The organism is Ructibacterium sp. SJQ-7 (assembly GCF_054696575.1).
On the sequence record NZ_CP195193.1, the window covers coordinates 1,336,492 to 1,353,957 of the forward strand.

At 38.7% G+C, this 17,466-nt stretch carries 18 protein-coding genes; 5 read left to right on the forward strand and 13 right to left on the reverse strand.

The window, feature by feature from the left end; genetic code table 11:
- Positions 1 to 32: 32 nt before the first annotated feature.
- A complete protein-coding gene (locus ACSAMO_RS06160) occupies positions 33 to 440 on the reverse strand; it encodes a DUF4830 domain-containing protein (RefSeq protein WP_022231067.1) in 408 nt (135 codons plus the stop codon).
- Between the two features lie 134 nt (positions 441 to 574).
- Here ACSAMO_RS06160 and ACSAMO_RS06165 point away from each other — a divergent pair, with 134 nt between their 5' ends.
- A complete protein-coding gene (locus ACSAMO_RS06165) occupies positions 575 to 781 on the forward strand; it encodes a DUF378 domain-containing protein (RefSeq protein ID WP_022231066.1) in 207 nt (68 codons plus the stop codon).
- Between the two features lie 62 nt (positions 782 to 843).
- Here the strand turns inward: ACSAMO_RS06165 and ACSAMO_RS06170 are convergent, their stop codons facing one another.
- The 4 genes from ACSAMO_RS06170 to ACSAMO_RS06185 all read right to left on the reverse strand — a co-directional run bounded on the left by ACSAMO_RS06170 (position 844) and on the right by ACSAMO_RS06185 (position 5,840).
- Positions 844 to 1,392 (reverse strand): cytidylate kinase-like family protein, encoded by a 549-nt coding sequence (locus tag ACSAMO_RS06170; protein WP_412293600.1) that lies wholly within the window; start codon positions 1,390 to 1,392, stop codon positions 844 to 846.
- A 68-nt stretch (positions 1,393 to 1,460) separates the two neighbouring features.
- Positions 1,461 to 2,984, reverse strand: coding sequence for a cellulase family glycosylhydrolase (locus ACSAMO_RS06175; RefSeq protein WP_147514169.1), 1,524 nt, complete (start codon positions 2,982 to 2,984; stop codon positions 1,461 to 1,463).
- 73 nt (positions 2,985 to 3,057) lie between these two features.
- Complete coding sequence (locus ACSAMO_RS06180) at positions 3,058 to 4,470, reverse strand: UxaA family hydrolase (protein WP_412321947.1); 1,413 nt, start codon at positions 4,468 to 4,470, stop codon at positions 3,058 to 3,060.
- A 2-nt stretch (positions 4,471 to 4,472) separates the two neighbouring features.
- Positions 4,473 to 5,840: a tagaturonate reductase gene (locus ACSAMO_RS06185; RefSeq protein WP_337868787.1), complete on the reverse strand. Its 1,368-nt coding sequence runs from the start codon at positions 5,838 to 5,840 to the stop codon at positions 4,473 to 4,475.
- A gap of 229 nt (positions 5,841 to 6,069) precedes the next feature.
- Here ACSAMO_RS06185 and secG point away from each other — a divergent pair, with 229 nt between their 5' ends.
- The gene (gene secG / locus ACSAMO_RS06190; protein WP_022231061.1) at positions 6,070 to 6,312 is read left to right on the forward strand and encodes a preprotein translocase subunit SecG; all 243 of its coding nucleotides are present in this window, start codon (positions 6,070 to 6,072) and stop codon (positions 6,310 to 6,312) included.
- 91 nt (positions 6,313 to 6,403) lie between these two features.
- Here the strand turns inward: secG and ACSAMO_RS06195 are convergent.
- Positions 6,404 to 7,824, reverse strand: a protein-coding gene (locus tag ACSAMO_RS06195) for an IS3 family transposase (protein WP_303693311.1) whose coding sequence is annotated in 2 segments (ribosomal slippage) — positions 6,404 to 7,302 and positions 7,302 to 7,824 — 1,422 coding nt in all. Because the reading frame shifts where the segments join, the coding sequence is not laid out codon by codon here.
- 75 nt (positions 7,825 to 7,899) lie between these two features.
- The gene (locus tag ACSAMO_RS06200) at positions 7,900 to 8,469 is read right to left on the reverse strand and encodes a nitroreductase family protein (RefSeq protein WP_337868785.1); all 570 of its coding nucleotides are present in this window, start codon (positions 8,467 to 8,469) and stop codon (positions 7,900 to 7,902) included.
- Positions 8,470 to 8,622: 153 nt separating this feature from the next.
- On the opposite strand from ACSAMO_RS06200, the gene ACSAMO_RS06205 reads away from it, so the two are divergent.
- The 3 genes from ACSAMO_RS06205 to ACSAMO_RS06215 are packed head-to-tail and all read left to right on the forward strand — an operon-like array spanning position 8,623 to position 12,906.
- Positions 8,623 to 9,981: an aminotransferase class I/II-fold pyridoxal phosphate-dependent enzyme gene (locus ACSAMO_RS06205; RefSeq protein WP_499210038.1), complete on the forward strand. Its 1,359-nt coding sequence runs from the start codon at positions 8,623 to 8,625 to the stop codon at positions 9,979 to 9,981.
- Entirely contained in the window at positions 9,974 to 12,220 is a 2,247-nt protein-coding gene (recD2, locus tag ACSAMO_RS06210) for an SF1B family DNA helicase RecD2 (protein WP_499210039.1), read from the forward strand. The genes ACSAMO_RS06205 and recD2 overlap by 8 nt, the downstream gene beginning before the upstream one ends.
- A gap of 53 nt (positions 12,221 to 12,273) precedes the next feature.
- Positions 12,274 to 12,906 (forward strand): HAD family hydrolase, encoded by a 633-nt coding sequence (locus tag ACSAMO_RS06215; protein WP_022231057.1) that lies wholly within the window; start codon positions 12,274 to 12,276, stop codon positions 12,904 to 12,906.
- A 48-nt stretch (positions 12,907 to 12,954) separates the two neighbouring features.
- On the opposite strand, the gene ACSAMO_RS06220 is transcribed toward ACSAMO_RS06215, so the two are convergent.
- The 6 genes from ACSAMO_RS06220 to ACSAMO_RS06245 form a co-directional block, all read right to left on the reverse strand.
- Positions 12,955 to 13,455 carry a YcxB family protein gene (locus ACSAMO_RS06220; protein ID WP_499210040.1) on the reverse strand — a complete coding sequence of 167 codons (501 nt, stop codon included), beginning with the start codon at positions 13,453 to 13,455 and terminating at the stop codon, positions 12,955 to 12,957.
- 21 nt (positions 13,456 to 13,476) lie between these two features.
- Positions 13,477 to 13,896, reverse strand: a complete 420-nt coding sequence (locus tag ACSAMO_RS06225; RefSeq protein ID WP_499210041.1) for a hypothetical protein — start codon at positions 13,894 to 13,896, stop codon at positions 13,477 to 13,479.
- A gap of 9 nt (positions 13,897 to 13,905) precedes the next feature.
- The gene (gene hisF / locus ACSAMO_RS06230) at positions 13,906 to 14,667 is read right to left on the reverse strand and encodes an imidazole glycerol phosphate synthase subunit HisF (RefSeq protein WP_022231054.1); all 762 of its coding nucleotides are present in this window, start codon (positions 14,665 to 14,667) and stop codon (positions 13,906 to 13,908) included.
- Positions 14,668 to 14,682: 15 nt separating this feature from the next.
- Positions 14,683 to 15,288: an imidazole glycerol phosphate synthase subunit HisH gene (gene hisH / locus ACSAMO_RS06235; RefSeq protein ID WP_499210042.1), complete on the reverse strand. Its 606-nt coding sequence runs from the start codon at positions 15,286 to 15,288 to the stop codon at positions 14,683 to 14,685.
- A gap of 361 nt (positions 15,289 to 15,649) precedes the next feature.
- Positions 15,650 to 16,579, reverse strand: coding sequence for a hypothetical protein (locus ACSAMO_RS06240; protein WP_118445836.1), 930 nt, complete (start codon positions 16,577 to 16,579; stop codon positions 15,650 to 15,652).
- 24 nt (positions 16,580 to 16,603) lie between these two features.
- Entirely contained in the window at positions 16,604 to 17,197 is a 594-nt protein-coding gene (locus tag ACSAMO_RS06245; protein WP_499210043.1) for a hypothetical protein, read from the reverse strand.
- Positions 17,198 to 17,466 lie beyond the last annotated feature (269 nt).

A 17,466-nucleotide genomic window follows, 5' to 3' on the forward strand; every position in this document is an offset into this window, starting at 1 on the left:
TATTACAAAACTTAATAATTTGTAATCAAATTTTAACGAAGTGAATCGTCAAAGTTCAAAGAATGTATAAATCCGCGGATACTTACGGTCATTATATCACCGCCGACAGGTTCGTTATTTATGCAGATTACATTCGCCCTGACCTCTTCGCCGACATCTTTCGGATAATTTTCTACTATATATGTATATCTCACGCCTTTCATACCCATATACGGTCTTAAATCAAGTCCGGCCTTTAATTGAATATCATTATAATTTTCATACACGCGGTCAAAAGGTTTCGGAATTATAATATCCTCCTTTTCAACAGATTTTGTCCTCACTTCCCAACCATATCCTTTCAAAAACACAATATTGTTCGTATCGGTTTCACCGCTGGCAAAAAGCACAAACATCAATGTAGTTACTATTATTATAACAACAGAAATAAAATACATCATAGCTTTTCTCCCCATCTTCTCACCCCATATATAATATGAAGTTTTTTATGAAGTTATTACCACGTTTAAAATTTCACTTCTTTGTTTACACTAAAAACAACAATATAAACCAATTCAAAAGGAGTGTAAGTATTATGAACAATACTGCTTTAATCATAACAATTATTGGTGCGGTAAACTGGCTGCTTGTCGGACTTTTCAAATTTGACCTTGTCGCGTCAATCTTCGGCGGTCAAGCCGCAATCATAAGCAGAATTATTTATGTTATTGTAGGTCTTGCAGGTCTATGGTGCATAACTCTTTTATTCCGCAATCAAGGTACAGAGCATAGCAAAGCATAAAATATAACATTTAAAAAGCGGTGCTGTTAATTTAGCACCGCTTTTTTGGAGGATTTTTCAAATCAATCTATTTTCGTTTTTATATAGTTTTTGATTATATCAATAACCTTTTCTTTTTTCAATCCGGCTGTATTAAGACATATATCGTAATGCACAGCCTCGGACCAGTTCAAACCGGTATTATGCTGATAATAATCACCTCTTGTCTTGTTCATCGAATGAATAAGACTTTTTGCATCTTCGGGATTAAGCTCATACAATCTTATTACACGACGCATACAATCTCTGATTGGTGCGTAAAGATAAATCTTAACGACATTATCCATATCCCGAAGCACATAATCGGCACATCGTCCGACTATAACGCACGATTCTTTCTCGGCAATTTCGCGAATTGTTTTAGACTGTTGTTTAAACAATTCGTCAGCCTCTTCAAGAGATGCATTATGAATACTTTCATCATCGCCGGAATCCAAATCACTCTCAACTCCTTGTGACATTTCAAAAATCTCACGACCGTAATATTTTATTCCGAGTTCTTTCGCAAGCAATTTACCGATTTCCTTACCGCCGCTGCCGTAAGTTCTCGCAATCGTAACAACGTATTTCATAAATTCCACCCCTCTCTTTCGTGCTTATGTATTATATATACCACCAAATTAAGAGTTTAAACATTTTTTCAGAAATTTTTAAAAACAAATTTTCCGCTTTCGGTAAGTTCGTCCTCACTTATTCCGTCATTCACATTCGCACCGTTCACCAGTGCGGCAGATGATTCATTTTTATCGCAAAGCGACCAATTCGCCCAACTTATTCCTCGTTCATTCATAAAGTCAATCCACCTTTGCGCCTCGTCAAGATAAACACCTCCGTTTCCGTCAGCCGCACTTGTACCCCACTCGCTCACAAACACAGGCAAACCGCAGTCGGCTATACGTTGTCTTAGCCAATCGGTGTGAGTTCCCGCGTAAAAATGGCATGTGTACATTATATTTTCGGCATTAATCGGATTTTTTGCAGCCTCATGCAAATCCTGACTCCATGTCGGACTTCCTACTAATATAATAGCGTTTGTATTTGCACGTATAACAGGTATCACCGTTTCGGCATACGGTTTTACATTATCGTTCCAAGTCACATTGCCGTTCGGCTCATTACATATTTCATAAAGCACAGCATTGCTGTCCTTATATCTCTCCGACATTTCGCCAAAGAAATCAACCGCATCATCAATATGTTGCATAGGGTTTCCGTCCGACAGTATATGCCAGTCGATTATTACATACATATCCTGACGTATCGCACTGTCAACCGCATTTATAAGTGTATCTTTTACAGACGGATTGCTTATATATCCACCCTCATCGGTATACATTGCACATCTGAACAAGTTTGCACCGTAATCAGCAGTTGCTTTAACAGCATTTTCGGCCGCGAAATTACCAAACCATTGCAAACCGTGTGACGACATACCGTGAAGCACGACAGGCTCGTTGTTTTCATTCATAAGTTGCGTACCGTCAACGTGCAACGCACCGTTTTCACTTACACCGCCTTTTCTTGTCGTTTGCGGTTTTGGTTGCTCCGTCACAGTCGGCTCATAAGGTTTTAAATCACCTTTCATACTCGCCGCACGCATAATTATAGCACAAGCCTCAGCTCTTGTAATTGATGACTTCGGGTTTAAATTGCCCTTGTCGTCACCGTATACAATGCCTTTGCAGTAAGCCGCAATCATACTGTCATAATATCGTCCGTCAAGCTGTGCAAAATCAGATACAGACGAACTCACTCTGTTGTAATCACCGCGTTCGTCTTTAAAAAATGCATTCATAACAATTTTAACCGCCAACTGTCTTGTTATCGGCTCGTCATATGTTTGTGCCGTAGGCGGTATCTCGTCCCAATCGAACAAACCTTTTGTAAGTGCCGTTTGCACCATACCGTCTGCCCAATGATTGTTTTGCTTTGCACTCTCTTGAAGCCCCGCAATTCTGCCGACTATCGATACAAGCTCCGCTTTTGTAACAGTTCCGTCAGGTCTGAACGTTCCGTCCTCATAACCGCTTAAATATCCTTGGTTTGTCATATCGGTTACATTGTCATAATACCAGCTTCCGCTCTGTACATCAGAAAACGCACACGCATTGACGCAAAATATCATCATAACAAGTGCCGTCAGTATAAAAATTTTTCTTTTCATAATCTCACCCCTTTTTGTTCAGTTTATCACATTTTCGTCATTTAGTCAAAAAAAGAGCGGCACAGCCACTCTTTCATAATACAACTCCGTCTTTGAAAATTGAAATTTCCTTATAACCGTTTTTCTCATTATTCGTTTGTTTGCCGTTTGCAACTTCTATAACATATTCAAAAAGTTCATCGGTCAAATCCGCACCGTTTATAATCTCACCTGCATTAAAATCAATCCAATGTGGTTTTCTTTTTGCAAGGTTTGTATTCGTCGCAATTTTCACAGTCGGCACAGGCGCACCCACAGGTGTACCGCGTCCTGTTGAAAACAGTATCAAATGACAACCCGACGCGGTAAGGTTTGTTACCGCAACAATATCGTTACCCGGTCCGGTAAGCAGATTAAGTCCTTTTCTTGTAACACTTCCGCCGATTTCAATAACGTCCTCAACGTCTGCACTGCCCGACTTCTGCACGCAACCGAGCGACTTATCTTCAAGCGTGGTTATACCGCCTTTTTTATTACCCGGTGACGGGTTTTCATAAACGACTTGATTATGACTTGTGAAATAATCCTTGAAATCATTTATAAGCGAAACCGTCTTATCAAAAACTTCTTCATTAACACATCTGTTCATCAAAATCGTTTCCGCACCGAACATTTCAGGCACTTCCGTAAGCACCGTACTTCCGCCCTTGCTTATAAGCTTATCGGAAAATCTCCCTATAAGCGGATTTGCGGTAAGTCCGGAAAAGCCGTCACTGCCGCCGCACTTCAAACCGACAACAAGCTCCGACACATCACATTCTTCACGTTTTTGATTTTTCGCATATTCGGCAAGCTCGCCTATAAGACGCAACCCCTCACCGATTTCATCATCAAAATCCTGCGTACTCATAAATTTAACTCTGTTTTCGTCAACTTCACCAAGAACTGTTTTAAATACGGAAATATTATTATTTTCACAGCCTAATCCCAGCACAAGCACACCTGTCGCATTAGGGTGATTGACAAGACCTTTAAGCACGTTTTGAGTCATTTTCTGGTCATCGCCAAGCTGAGAACAGCCGAACGGATGCACATAATTAAACACACCGTCACACATATCGCCGTACAGCTTATCAGCCTCTCTTGCAAGTATTTCGGACGTCTTGTTCACGCAACCGACAGTGTTCACAATCCAAATTTCATTTCTTATACCGACTTTGCCGTCTGCACGTCTGTAACCCATAAAAGTGCGTTTTTCCGTTTTCGGTATTTCGTTTCTTTGCGGTTCGTATTTGTATTCAAGCACACCGCTTAAATTCGTTTTAATGTTATGCGTATGTACATGGTCGCCTTTTTTTATGTCCTCTGTCGCATGACCGATAGGATAACCGTATTTAATTATATTTTCGCCTTTTTTTATATCGTTAAGGGCAATTTTATGACCGCTCAATTCGCCCTCAAGCATAACGGCTACGTTATCCTTTTCATTAATTTTTATCTGTTTCATTTTCAGTCAACTACCTTTTCCATAGCCTTTCTTATACCGTTCTTTTCGATTTCGTCAAGATGTTTTTGTACAGTCGGAAGTAAGAATGACAAATCTTCACCCCAATATTCCGTCTTTTTAAGAATATCTTCCGCACTTGCCGTTTTCATAAATTCCATTACCGCTTTATCATCATTCGCCGCGTCTGTTCTGTAAAATGCGATAAGTGCCGCAAGTGAAAATACAAGTCGTTTCGGCTCACAATTCTTTTCCTTAATATATTCAAGCACGCTCGGAAGCACACGCACTTTGTATTTTGAAACGGAATTAAGAGCAATACTCAAAAGATAATGCTTGATGAACGGATTTTTAAATCTTTCGATTACGTCATTTGCGAACTGTTCAAGTTCGTTTTTAGGCAAATCAAGAGTCGGAATAATTTCTTCAAAAATACCCTGTTTCATAAATGAAAATACAAGTTCATCGTCCATTGCGTCCTTGACTGTTTCGAGGCCGGCAAGATGTGCCGCAAGCACTGTCATTGTATGCGCACCGTTCAAAATACGCACCTTACGTTTCTTGTACGGTGTAACATCGTCTGTCCAAAGTACATTAAGACCGATTTTATGGAACGGTATTTCCTCCGCAAGTTTCTTATCACCCTCTATTACCCACAAATGAAAAATCTCCGCAGTGTCAATCATATCGTCAAGATAACCGTATGACTGCTCCATTTCCTTTGCATTATCTCGCGGATAACCTGTAACTATTCTGTCCACAAGTGTATTTGTAAAATGGTTTTCGGTTTCAATCCACTTCTCAAATTCACTGCCGTAACCCCAATCCTCGCTGTACTTTAAAATACATTCCTTTAGATTGTCACCGTTTTTGTCAATCAATTCGCATGGAAGAAGTATAAAACCTTTTAGTCCCTCGTCAAATCTTTTCTTCATAAACAAAGTAAGTCTGCCCGGAAAAGTAAGTCCGTTAAAATCATCGGGATTTTGGTTAGGCTTGTACTCGATACCTGCCTCTGTAGTATTTGAAACGATAAAACGTAAGTCGGGATTTTTTGCACATTCAAAAAATTCATCTGTATTTGTATACGGATTGATACCTCTTGTCACACAATCAACAATTCTTGTTTCCTCAACCTTTTCGCCTTTTAAAAGTCCTCTTAAATACAGGCTGTATCGTCCGTCCTGCGCATTTAACTTGTCAACAAGTCCGCCCGCAAGCGGCTGAACTATTGTCACACCGTAATCTCCGCCGTTTTCCTTGTTAAGTTTGTCTATCATCCAATCCACAAAACCTCTCAGGAAATTGCCCTCACCGAATTGAAGTACACGTTCCGTAAGTGTGTTTTTTTCCGTTCTCTTTAATCTTTCCATTACAAAATTCCTCCGTAATATTAATTATGATAATATTATACATCAATTTAAGTACAGTTACCATTAGTTTTTTGCTATTATCAGAAATTTTTTATCATATTTTGCTCAAAAGCATTAAAAACAAAACTGATTTACAAAAAGGCAAAAAAAGTATTGCAAATTTTAGAATTTGTGATATAATAGATAAGTATTTAATGATTTACTTTAGAAGAAAAAGGAGGTTTATATAATGCAAACTCTATTTTTGGTATTACATTTGATAGTATCTGTTATACTTATATTTGTAGTTATGGCTCAGGAAGGTAAAGATCCGGGTATGAGAGGTATTCAAGGTGCATCTTCCGATATGGGCGATTCATTCTTTAAGAAGAACGGCGGAACTACTAAGGAAGCAATGTTCATTAAGCTTACAACAACTATTGCAATTCTTTTCCTTATAACAACAACAGTTCTTGTTATTTTAGGCGCATAATCAAGTAAATTCAAAGGGACATCAAGTTGATGTGACCCCCAAAAGTTAGACTTTTTATAGCGTAGTAGTTTTAACGACTGCTACGCTATTTTTATGCAGCCAAGGTGTTGAGCCGATACTCAACCGGACTCATCCACCCAAGTTTTTCTTTTATTCTTTTCTCGTTGTAATATTTTATATATCTTTCAATAGCATCTTTAAGCTCTTCAAAGCTGTAATATGTAGTTCCATAATACATTTCCTGCTTTAATATTCCAAAGAAATTTTCCATCACAGAGTTATCATAACAATTTCCTTTCCGAGACATACTTTGAAATATTTTGTTTTCTTTAAGAACAGAGGAATATGCACCCATTTGATATGCCCAACCTCTGTCTGAATGGAATGTTCTTCTGTATGGGCAATCAGATGTTATTTCTATTGCTTGTTTCTGTGCCGATAAAACACTTGCCGCTGATGGAGTTTTGCTTATACCATAGCTTAACACTTCACCATTAAACATATCAAGAAATGGGTCTAAATACAATTTCTTAATTACCATTCGGCCTTTGTTGTCAATCTCATAATACTTAAATTCGGTCGTGTCAGTAGTTATCTTTTGATGCGGTACAGATGTATTAAATCGCCTGTTAATTCTGTTTGGTGCTATTTTACCAACATTGCCTTTGTACGAATTATATCTGCGACTTTTTCGAGTAAATGATGTGACCTGGAAACATAATTTTTGCATGATTCTTTGAACTTTCTTTTTATTCACAAAAATCTTTCTGTTTCGTAATTCTCTATATACCCGTCTGTAACCGTAATCCTTGTTTTCTATATGGATTTTAGTGATTTCATCCTCCAACTGTTTATCAGGATTTTCTCTGTCAAATCGTTTTTGCCAATACATATATGTTGCCTTTGGAAAACCGACTACTGCGAGAATGTCTTTTAATTTGAACTGTCCTCGGAGACTGTGGACAATTCTCGCTGTTTTTTCAGAAGAGTTTCCTCCTCTAAACGCAGTCTCCTCAATTCTTTTAAATATGCATTTTCTATTCTAAGTTTAAGTAGTTCGTCTTCAAGTTCTTTGACATGCTCGGCACTTGTATCCACGGGTTTTTCTCCGTCATATTTAGAAGGCTTTTTACATTCTCTTATATCCAATGTTTTCTTACGACCTTTCTTTTTAGGTCTCAAAGCATCAGGTCCGGCAATTCTGAAATCATTGACCCATTTTACAATCAATGATGGATTACTAATTCCTTGTGATAGTGCTAATTCCTGATATGAGACCTCACTTGATAGATACAATTCTACCATAGAAAGCTTAAATTGAAAAGTATATTTCTTATTTTGTCTCGAACGCATTAACCCTTCTTCACCAAATTCTCTGTATGCGTGTACCCATTCTTCAATTCTCCTCTTTGCAGGAATGTTATATTTACTTGCTAAATATCTATACCCACCTTCAGCATTTAGATATGCCTGCACAACCTCCATTTTAAATTCAAAACTATATTTTGCCATGAAAAAACCGACCTCCCAATAGTTAGATTTTTGGTCTAACTTTTGGGGGTCGGTTCAAGTGATGTCCCTTTTGTTTTATTTTATAAGTATTTCTTCAAGCGAACGTTTCGGAACATTTATAACTCCGTTTTCATCCTCATAATATTTAACGTCATTATCTTTCATATCCACGATTTTGCTTTCCTGTTTCGGATAGCCTACCGCAAGCAAATATACAACATTAAGATTTTCATCCAACTCCAAAAGTTTTTTTATTTCATCACGCTGTATAGCCCCGAGCCAGCAAGTGCCAAGTCCCATTTCAACCGCCTCAAGCATCATTGTTGTTACTGCCGCGCCTGCCTCAACTTCATACATTTTATTCGATTTAATACTGCTGTCGCCAAGTATCGCTATATATGCCGCAGGACGTTCATCCTCTTTCGGTGCACCGTCTGCAAGATAGCCTGCCCACTTTGTCATTGGGTATATTTTTTGAAGTATTTCGCTGTTGTTTACAATCATAAATTTAAGCGGCTGAACATTCGCACCGTATGCCGCAACTCTTGCACAGTCCACAAGTTTCACAAGATTATCTTCACTGACTGTCTTTTGTTCAAATTTTCTTATCGTTCTTCTTTTCATTATCGCATCATATACATTCATAATTTATCTGTCCTTTCCAAAAATAACTATTGTTATTAAACCTGTCACTATTATATCATATTCTTTTGTGTTTTTCAATTTTGTATTCCATATTACTTTACATATACGCAAAAATTTTATATAATAATAGGAAACAACTAAGGAGATGTGTCTATGTCAGCACCACTGTATGAGCATTTGCTTGCATACTCAAAACAAAACAGAATATCATTTGCAATGCCCGGTCACAAAAACGGCAGAGGATTAAAAAAAGATTTACTGTCCCTTGATGTAACGGAACTTTCCGCAACGGAAAATCTTATCCACCCCGGTGAGTATGTTTTAAAAGCACAAGAGCTTTTGTCAAACCTTTACGGCAGTGACAAAAGCTACATACTCACAGGCGGTTCAACATCTGCAATTCAGTCTATGATATGTGCAGGCGTAAAGCCCGGCGGCACACTGCTTTCGGCAGGCGACTGCCATATGAGCGTTATAAACACTTGCGCTTTACTCGGTATCAATTTAAAATTATTTCCGAAAGAAATAGACAGCAGTTTTAGTGTCCCCAAAGGTACAGGGACACTAAAAGAACATTTAACGGACGACATTGACGCGGTTATAATTACATCACCGAATTACTACGGAATATGTTCCGACATTAAAAACACAGCCGAAGAATGTCACGCAAAAAATATTCCTTTACTTGTTGACGAGGCGCACGGAGCGCACTTTATCGCAAACAATTTATTTCCGCAAACCGCAGTAAAATATGCAGACGCAGTATGCCAAAGTGCTCACAAAACGCTTAACGCAATGAACGGAAGTTCGTATCTTCACATAAACGGCGATTTAATCGACAGAAAACGTCTTGAAAAATCACTTTATATGTTTCAATCGTCAAGTCCGTCATACGTCATCGCGTCATCGGCGGACATTGCAAGAGATGAATTAACCGACGGTGCAATGTGGGAGAAAACATATGATATGTGCAAATCATTTAAAGAAAAAATCACCGATACAGGTATCAAACTTCTTGAAAATGACGATATGACAAGGCTTGTGCTGAATTTTTCAAATTTGGATATTACAGGCTTTGACGTTGATGACATACTTTCAAATAATGGCATAGACATTGAAATGGCTGATTTATTCAACATAGTTTTAATCGTTACGCCGTCAAACACGCAATCGGATATGGACGTGCTTTTTGATGAGCTTATCAAAATTACAAACAATACACCTAAAGCAAAAAGCACATTAAATCTAACGCCTCCACCGATTTGCAAAGAAAAACTGTTTCCGCAAAAAGCATTTTTCTCAAATCAAAGGGACACTAAATTACAGAATTCAATCGGACATATTTCTTGCAGTACGGTTGTACCTTATCCGCCCGGAGTACCGGTTATATACACAGGCGAAACTATCAGAAAAGAACAGATTGATTACATAGAATACCTTGAAACAAAAGGCGCAGAAATCACAGGAATTTCAAACGGCACAATAGCCGTATCGGAGCAAAATAATGAGTGAAATTATTACAGTAACAGGCACAGTTGAAGAAATTATATATTCCAATCCCGACAACGGTTATTCTGTTGTCGGAATCGACAGCGTTGAAGAAGGACAATTCACCGCAACGGGATATATGCCGTTTATAACAGAGGGTGAAAGCGTTGCCCTGTCGGGTAATTGGACAACTCACCCCGATTACGGCGAACAATTCAAAGCGGAATATTATGAAACAGTTATGCCGTCGGACGAGGAGTCTATTATTAAATATTTAAGTTCGGGAATAATAAGCGGTATACGCGAGGCTACCGCAAAAAAACTTGTCGACCATTTCGGACTGGACGTACTTCAAATAATGCTTACCCAGCCGTCAAAACTTGCCGAAATCAAAGGAATAAGCAAAGAAAAAGCGAAGAAAATAGGCGAACAATTTGCAGAAATACAGTCTATGCAAAATATCGTTATGTTCCTTCAACAGTACGGAATTTCCGCAACAACCGCAGTAAAAGTACACAATTCTCTCGGTGCAAATTCGGTTGAACTCATAAAGAAAAATCCGTATATCCTTTCTGATATGGTTGACGGCATTTCTTTTAAAACATCGGACACAATAGCCTTTAATATGGGATTGCCTAAAAACAGCATTATGCGTATACGTTCGGGAATTATACATATTTTACGCAGTGCCGCATATACAAGCGGTCATGTATATATGCCGAAAGATGTATTAATCGAGCATACCGTCTACACATTAAAAGTCACCGATGACGAAGTAATTGCGGCTGTTTCCGAATTGCTTTCTTCAAAAGAACTGTTCCAAGATAAAGTTGACGGAATTGACGCATACTATCTTTACAGCTATTATGAGTCTGAATATTACATTGCGCGCCGACTTATTGCAATGTCGCAAAACACGCAAAAATTCACAATGACCGAAGAAAAAGCAGAAAAAGCCATTGACGCGCTTGAAGCAAAAACAAATTTATACCTTGCCGCCGAGCAGCGCAATGCCGTTGTCACCGCACTTTCGGCAGGTTGTATGATTCTTACCGGCGGTCCGGGAACAGGTAAAACAACAACAATAAACACAATAATAAAGCTTTTGGAAGATTTAAAGCTTTCAATCGCACTTGCCGCGCCGACAGGACGCGCCGCAAAGCGAATGAGCCAAGTTACGGGTTACGAGGCAAAGACGATACACCGTCTTTTATGCACTCAACGATCTTCTGAGGGTTACAGTATTTTTACGCACAACGAAGAAAATCCACTGCCGTATGACGTTATAATTCTTGACGAAGTCAGTATGATTGACGTAAATCTTATGTCGTCATTTTTAAAAGCGGTCAAAACAGGTGCAAGAATTATCCTTTCGGGTGATGCGGACCAACTGCCGTCAGTCGGGCCGGGAAACATCATTCACGATATAATCGAAAGTAAAACAATACCGGTAATTCAGCTTAACAAAATTTTCAGGCAAGCCGAAGAAAGTCTTATAATCGTAAACGCACACAAAATCAATCACGGAGAACTTCCCGATTTATCGGTAAAATCAAGCGATTTCTTCTTTTTAAGAAGAAAAACACCGCAGGACAGTGCTTTTACGGTGATGGATTTATTCAAAAACAGACTGCCGAAAAGCTATAATGTAAACCCGATTTCATCAATACAAGTCCTATCACCGACAAAAAAAGGACTTGCCGGAACGATTGCATTAAACAAACTGTTGCAGTCACACATCAATCCATATGACGAAAGACGTCCGCAACACGTTTTCGGCAATATAACTTTCCGTGTCGGCGACAAAGTTATGCAGACAAAAAACAATTACGATATGGTCTATTCACGTGAAAACGGCGAGGACGGTATGGGGATTTTCAACGGTGATATGGGAATTATAGAGAGCATTTCCGTCCGCGACAAGTGTATGAATATCGTGTTTGATGAGGATAAGCTCGTTGAATATCCGTTTACCAATCTTGATGAGCTTGACCTTGCGTACGCGATAACCGTCCACAAAAGTCAAGGCAGTGAGTTCCCTATCGTGATTATGCCCGTATGCTCATTCTCGCCTATGCTTATGAGCCGCAACTTATTTTACACCGCTGTAACGCGTGCAAGAGATATGGTTGTGCTTGTCGGCAGCGAAAAGACTATTCAAAATATGACTATGAACAACCAATTTCATCAACGATTTACGGGACTTACGGAAAAGTTAGTTGCGGTAAAAAAATTTGTTACCGAGAAAGAGGAAAATTCATAAACGCTTGAAATATTCGGCAAATTATTGTATAATAGAAATACAGAGGTGATATAATGCGAGGAGCGATTTTTGACGTTGACGGAACATTGCTTGATTCAATGCAGGTTTGGTGGGACGTTGTAGTAGATTTTTTCAAAGAACACGGTGTTGAATTGCCTTACGAGGAGGCAAAGGAATACAAAGAAATGACTATGAAAGAATCTATCCCAACAATAAAAAACAGACTTAATCTTGACTTGTCATTTGAAGAACTTTCAAATACTTTTATGCACATGGGATTAAAGCAATACGAAACGACCGTACCGCTAAAAAAAGGTGCAGACAAATATTTAAAGAAATTGCACAACAGCGGAATTAAAATCGCAATAGCCACATCAGGTTATGAAGAACTTTGCAAAACGGCTTTTACCAGGCTCGGAGTTTGGAATTACATTGACGCTTGTGCATTCTCGTCCGAGGTCGGAGTGAACAAATCAAATCCCGATGTTTATTTGCTTGCCGCAAAACGTATCGGAATACCTCCGGAAGAATGTACAGTATTTGAAGATATAACAACAGGTATCGGCGGTGCTAAAAAGGGTGGTTTCTCAACCTGTGCAATATTTGACGAAACAAACGCCGATGAAACAGATGCGCTTAAACAACTGTCTGACCATTATATTACGGGGTGGGAAGAACTGTTGTAGCGATAAAAAGAAATGGAACTTGGCATTTTTGCTAAGTCCCATTTTTTATTACTTGATTTTCTTATATTGTGTCTTTGTTTTTATAAAACCCGAAAAACTTTCGACATCTCCGCTAAAGTGAGCCTTATCAACGATACTCACACTTTCCGAATTGTGAAATATGAAAAAATACTTTCCCGTTTCAAGCACTTTTTGTATATCGTCATATTTATATTCATTTACGTGTGATTTTGTTTTTTCCGACATATAATTTTCAAAAAAAGCAAAGTGCGTTGTCTGACTGTTGTCTTTTGCGTTTTTGTATGGCTTGCGGTATATCATACGCGGATAAAAAAGCAGAAATGCACCAATCCAAAGTGCAATCGCTCCCCACAAAATTCCATATCCGTTTGCAAGTATATAAAATGCACCAAAAATCGCAATCAATCCGACTATTTCGGCAACGATTTTAAACACCTTTAGTTTTTCGTTATAATATGTTTTATAAAAATCTTTATAAACAGCAGGCGTCATTTGGGTTGATGCACCATAAAGTTTTTTACTCTCCATAAATATATATCCTTTCTGTGATTACAGACGTAAAAGTCGTTTTACAAATGCTCCGATTACTGTTGCCGCAAATGAGAATATCGCATAAACTATACACATAATAATCGTTGTCATCATCATATTTGCCGCCGCGTCAAACTGATAGTACATCGGTATTGATACCATTGAGATAATCGCCATAAACAGCGGAAATTTAAAGTTAAATCCCTGTTTTATTCCGTATATAAGTCCAGATAATGCGATAAACATTGGGTTTAACATCATAAGGAAAAATTGTAACAGTAATAATTGACCGTTTTCGCCCATAATAACAAATACAAGCGGTACAATATGAAACATAATAATTGTCGCAATTATATATATTTTCGATTCGTAAAACGAAAAATCCGTTTTTGGAATTACAGGTTCTTTTTTCAGTGACTTTCTTCTGTTCTTGCTCATAAATTCCTCCTATAATCTGACGCTTTCACCGTTTTCACGCAGATATTTTTTTAAATCGTTAATTTCAATTTCTCTGAAATGGAACAGACTCGCCGCCAAAACCGCGTCCGCCTTTCCCTCAGTGAATGCGTCAAGAAAATGTTCCATCTTGCCTGCACCGCCCGACGCTATAACAGGTATTTTTGCATTTTCCGAAACACGTCTTGTAAGTTCAATATCATATCCGGCTTTCGTACCGTCACAATCCATACTTGTAAGCAATATCTCACCTGCGCCAAGCTCCTCGGCTTTTTTCGCCCATTCAAGCGCATCAATTCCGGTATTCACACGGCCGCCGTTAAGGTACACATCCCAACCGCTCTTATCTTCACGTCTTTTTGCGTCAATCGCACAGACAACGCACTGTCTGCCGAATTTTTCAGCCGCCTCGCTGATAAGCTCGGGACGTTTTATCGCCGCACTGTTGACGGCAACCTTATCCGCACCGGCATTAAGAATTTTTCTGAAATCTTCAACTGTTCGTATTCCGCCGCCTACCGTAAACGGTATAAACACCTGTTTCGCAACAGCCTCAACCATATCGACAACCGTTTCACGTGCATCCGATGACGCGGTTATGTCAAGAAAAACAAGCTCGTCCGCACCGGCTTTATCATAAACCTTTGCACATTCGACAGGATCACCTGCGTCAATAAGATTTACAAAATTGACACCTTTAACCACTCTTCCCTCTTTAACGTCAAGGCACGGTATAATTCTTTTTGCGTACATATCGTAATCTCCTTATTATAATGCAATAAAATTCTTTAGTATAGTCATACCTGTTTCACCGCTCTTTTCAGGGTGGAACTGTGTAGCAAACACATTATCTTTTTCAACGGCTATATCAAGTTTCTGACCGTACTCGGTGTATGCGGAAATAACACTCTCGTCCTCCGCATTAACATAATATGAGTGAACAAAATATACATATGGTTCACTGCCGATATTCTTTAATATTTTACTATTCTTAGTAACAGTTATACTGTTCCAACCCATATGCGGAATTTTAAGTCCGTCTTTTTCGGGTATCTTTACGATTTTGCCTTTGAATATTCCAAGACCTTTTACACCCGGCGTTTCATCACTTTCTTCAAACATCAGATGAAGTCCCAAACATATTCCCAAAAGCGGTTTACCGCTCTTTGCAACAGCTTTAACCGTTTCAACAAGTCCGCTTTTTTCAAGACATTTCATTGCATCACCAAACGCACCGACACCCGGAAGTATCACCTTGTCAGCATTTAAAATCGTTTCACTGTCACCTGTGACAATGCTTTCTGCGTTCAAGAAATCAAGTGCATTTTTAACACTGTGCAGATTTCCCGCACCGTAATCTATAATCGCTATCATATTCTTCTCCTTAAAAACAATATAGATAAATTATATCACTATTTTTCAAAAGTTTCAATATATAAAAAGCGGATTGCTTAAGCAATCCGCTTCAGCGTGTGGACATTTTTGTCTACACGATGGCAGAAGCCGAGAAATTAGTTCGGATTTTGCGAAAATGAACTCGTCGGCGTACGATGGTACGTTAGAGTTTATTTTCGCAAAAAGTGCACAAGCAAGCCGTATATCGGAGATAGGCTTGCCTGTAATTTATTATAATAATAAATTATAGAATAAAAAATAATATTTTGCACGTTCCGGACAATTTATCGGCATTCTAAAAGCGGATTGCTTTAAGCAATCCGCCTTGGTTCAAAATTTATTAAGCATTAGGAGCTTCTGTTGCATCTGCGCTGTCTGTTTCGGCAGGTGCTTCTGCTGATTCGGCAGGTGCTTCTGTTGATTCGGCACTGTCAGTATCCTTGTTCTTATCTGATTCTTTTTCAGCTTTTTCAGATTCAATTCTCTGTTGTCTGCTCTTCTCGTCAACAGTTTGTCTTACGTCTTTCCAAAGTGTATCTGCTGTTATATCATCACCAAAACCGTAAGTTTCTTTGAATTCAGCAAGATTATCTTCACCGACATAATCGCCAAGTTTTACTTGACCGATGGCATCGCCCCAAGCTGTATCTTCATCTACATCATCAGGGAACTTTAGCACTTCTTTGATTGTATTAAAGTCCATACCATACATTTCTGCCATTTTTGATACAGGAATACAGTTATAAGCAGCTGATTCTGTTGTGTTACCAGGCATATCTGACGGTAAATCAAACTGTTCAAGGAATTCGTCAACGTCCATTCCCTGTTCTTCTGCAACCTGTGCAACTGTACGTCCGCTTACGTCAACATAACCAAGTCTGTTATACTTATTGAACATTGACGGACCGAACTTAACTGCAAGTACGACAACTATTGCAACAACGATTACCGCAGCTACGATTATAGCGATAAGTCCGCCTTTGCCGCCCTTTTTCTGTTCGTCCTTTTGAACGTTTTCAAAAGCAGCTTGTGCCGCCGCAACAGCCTCGTCAACTTCTACGTCTGTATTTTCTTCGGCAACCGCCGGAGTTTCCTCTGTTTCGGCTGTTTCCAATACTTCAGTTTCAACCGGTGTTTCTTCTGTTTCAGCCGGTGTGTCGGCTGTTTCTTCTGCCTGTTCGGCAGTTGTTTCTTCTGTTTCTACAGGAGTTTGTTCTTCATTGTTTACTGATTCGTTATTTTCTTCATTTAGATTCTTTTCGTCGCTCACTGTTCTAAATCTCCTTATATAATATTATTCAGCAGGTGTTTCTGTTGTTTCTGCTGTCGGTGCATCAGTTGCCTGTGAGGCTTGTGATGCGGCTGCTGCCTTTTGATAAAGCACTTTTTGGAATTCTTCGTAAGTAGTTGAATCTGAAATTTCATCATCACCTATTTGATACTGCTTCTTAACCTGTGCAAGAGCGTCTGCGTCTATAACTTGAGATACAGGCATTGCCATTAAGTCTTTCCATACAGTATCTTTTGTTACTGAATCGCTCATTCCTTGCAGAAAACTGTCAGCCTCTTGACCATTGTATTTAGCATAATTTTCAATAGTCATATTGTCAAGCATTTCGCTTTCAGTAGTCTTTGCTTTGATTGTATCGCCAAGAGTAAGACCATACTGTGCAAGGTAATCTTCAACAGATTGACCGGCTTGATTTGCAAGATATTCAACAGTCGCCTCTGCTTTACCGCTTTCAATCTCCTTGTTTGTAACACCTTCCGATATTTTACCGTATGTTGCGTAAACTCCTACAGCGACAAATACCAATATAATTAAAACTATAATCGCATTTACCGCTTTATCGGCGGGAGTTGCTTTTTTCTTTTCGGCTCCGTTCATAACTGTATTTTCTCCTTTCATTTATTGTACCAATATAAAATGATCATTCCTCATTTTACATCATCTTTAACAATATACCACTTTAGCATAAAAAAATCAATATCTTTTTTATTAATTTTTTGTTAAAGGTAACATTTGACTTGTATATTGTAGGGGATTATAATAATAAGAGATAATATTATCGGTGTGATTTTTATTTGTGTGTTGTCAGTTTCACGCAATGCTCCGTATGGGACAGAGCCTCGACGTCCCTTATTCAAAAATAATAA